The organism is Methanoregula sp., assembly GCF_002835825.1.
Taxonomy (GTDB): Archaea; Halobacteriota; Methanomicrobia; order Methanomicrobiales; family Methanospirillaceae; genus Methanoregula.
Genome location: NZ_PIZH01000329.1, coordinates 1 through 2,439, shown reverse-complemented (window position 1 = coordinate 2,439; position 2,439 = coordinate 1). Strand labels below are relative to the sequence as shown.

General features: G+C 51.8%; 4 protein-coding genes. 1 reads left to right on the top strand and 3 read right to left on the bottom strand.

All coding sequences use genetic code 11. The annotated features are described in order from the left end of the window. Positions 1 to 235 precede the first annotated feature (235 nt). Together CW742_RS10620 and CW742_RS10615 are read right to left on the bottom strand one after the other, a co-directional pair. Complete coding sequence (locus CW742_RS10620; RefSeq protein WP_292420195.1) at positions 236 to 601, bottom strand: hypothetical protein; 366 nt, start codon at positions 599 to 601, stop codon at positions 236 to 238. Positions 602 to 749: 148 nt separating this feature from the next. Then, a complete protein-coding gene (locus CW742_RS10615) occupies positions 750 to 998 on the bottom strand; it encodes a hypothetical protein (protein ID WP_292420191.1) in 249 nt (82 codons plus the stop codon). A 127-nt stretch (positions 999 to 1,125) separates the two neighbouring features. Here CW742_RS10615 and xerA point away from each other — a divergent pair, with 127 nt between their 5' ends. Then, on the top strand, positions 1,126 to 2,040 hold the full coding sequence (xerA, locus tag CW742_RS10610) for a site-specific tyrosine recombinase/integron integrase (protein ID WP_292420189.1): 915 nt from the start codon (positions 1,126 to 1,128) through the stop codon (positions 2,038 to 2,040). Here the strand turns inward: xerA and CW742_RS10605 are convergent. Further along, positions 2,020 to 2,439: hypothetical protein (locus CW742_RS10605; RefSeq protein WP_292420187.1), on the bottom strand; the 420-nt coding region annotated here is incomplete at its 5' end. The two genes, xerA and CW742_RS10605, sit on opposite strands and share 21 nt — an antisense overlap.

The following is a 2,439-nucleotide window of genomic DNA, read 5'->3' as shown; positions in this document are numbered from 1 at the left end:
CTGTGGAAGGGAAGCAGACCGAGCTGCCTGCGGAGGATGTCAGCCTGGGAGACGTGCATGGCAAGGGGGACTCACTACGGCACAAAGCCCACTGAGAATCCTGCCCACCAAGCGGCAACATCGCGGATTCTGGCTGTTCTCCCGTCCCTTAATTTCTCTGGGTGAATTTTATTGACACGATGATAAGCGCGTTCAATTCTTGCCCACTCCTCATCAGTGTACGGGATTGATACCATTATGCGTCCTCCAGGTCCAGGTAGAACCCGTTTGGTCCGGGCTTTGAGACTACCCGGACCTTTACCGGGCTCCTCGTGGCGCCGGTATTGAAGCAGTACCGGGCCTTGAGGTCCTTGAGCTTGTTGACAACCGCACCCGCGGAGGTCTTCAGCTTCAGTAGCTCGGTTCCGCCAGGCAATGACAGCGCGGTGATGTGGACCCGCTCCCATCTCTTGCCGCCCTCCTTGGCAGTTTCTATTTCTGAAATGAGCAGGCCGGTTATGGCGAACTCCATTCCTTCTTTCAGGCTTTCGTTCTCCGGGGGGATTGCCTGGGAAAGCGGGATCGCTCCATCCAGCGTCCGAAGCTTAGACGTGTCTTCCATCAGGCCTTCGCCCCCTTGTACATCGATCGCCACTCAACCAGGATGCAGTGCAGCTCCTCTTTGAGGGTGTTCCCGGAGGCCTTCGCTTCAGCTTCGAGGTATGATTTGTCCACTAAGCTCAACGCGACGGACGTATCTGTCCTGGTCATCACGCACCATCCCCGAGCGTGATCTCGAGCCCGAACGGGGTGGTGCATGCCAGGACTTTCTGGCCCCCGTCTACGTATTCAACCTCAAAGTACCGGAAATCATCGCGCGGGATGATGCGCAGGGTGCGCGAGGGGATCTCAAACCTTTTTCCCTCCGCTGTCCTAACGATGAAGACGGGTTTTTGCGGAGCTGTACTGCCGGCCCCGAAATGGGAGACCGGTTTTTTGGTGCACAATGCAGATTCCATCAGTTTCAACCTCTGATTTGTGAACAGCCGTATTACTGCGGCTCATTTTACAATCTGCGTGTTATTACTGCCCGGAATAGATATTCTGCGCAAACCTTTATTTATTTGAGATAAAATAGAATAGAGCATGGAAAGCGGGTATTTTTCGGAATGGCTCAAAAGCTACCGGAACTACCTGCGGATGCGAAACTATTCCCCACGAACCCTTGACAGCTACGAACAGGTAATCCGGCATTTCGGCTATTATGTCTGGCTCCGGCGGAATATGGATGTGACAAAGCTCGTCTTCCACTGGAAAGACTTCGAGAATGCCCGTCTGGATACTTCAGTTGATGTCACGCCTATCATGGTCAATGATTTTCTTGCTTTTGTCTCCTCGATGCAGACCTACAAGCCCAAGACGTTTCACCGGATTATTTCCACGTTAAGCTCGTTTTACCGGTTTCTCTCGACGCAGGGCGTGGTCAGTATCAACCCCCTCCTGGGAATTGACCGTCCCCGTATCAAGCAACAGGAGATAAAGTATCTTAAGCACAACCAGGTTCTCCGCCTCATCGACTCTATCGATGACCTCCGTGACAAGCTCATCGTACGGACCATTTATGCTACCGGTGTCCGTGTCTCTGAGCTCTGCAATATAAACATCGAGGACATCGACTTTGATGAGCATACGATCCGGATCCGGGGAAAAGGCGACAAGATCCGCCTTGTTTTCGTTGACGAGGACACACTTGCCGAGATTTTATCGTTCATCGGTACCCGTACCAATGGTCCCCTCTTTGTCGGGCAGCAGGGCAAGCATATCTCTTCCCGTGCCATCCAGCACATCTTCAAGCACTATGCCCCGTCGGGGATTACCCCCCACAAGATCCGCCACAGCTACGCAAGCGAGCTGTACAAACGCTCAAAGAACCTCCGGGTGGTACAGGAGAACCTTGGCCATACGTCTATCAAGACAACAGAGATCTACCTGCACACCGATATCGATGAACGCCGGCAGGTGTACCAGCAGTACTTCCCCCTATCCGGATCGAACGAATAAGCCAGATTTGGGCTCCTTTTTTGATTTTATTCTTCTGATAAACCATATGTTGCTATACATAATGTGGATCTTTTCACTTACTATTCTACAGGTAAAAATGGCCCTGTGGGGAATATTGGGCAAGAGAAACACGATTGCGGCTTGCCGCTGATGGGAATCATCGGTAAGCTTCTCCATGGGGAAGCTGACAAATGGGGAATCGTATAAATTCATCCGGCCATATTGGGGCAGACTCATCTTTCCAATTGGTATCATATTCGCATGGGCCCTGTACAGGAAATCCGCCCTGGAAATAGTGTCCCTGCTACCACTGGGTCGGGAAAAACTTTGGTGAATAGTAGCAGCCCATATCAAAACTATCCTGTTGTGCCCGATCCCGTCATAAGAACTATTGTCGAT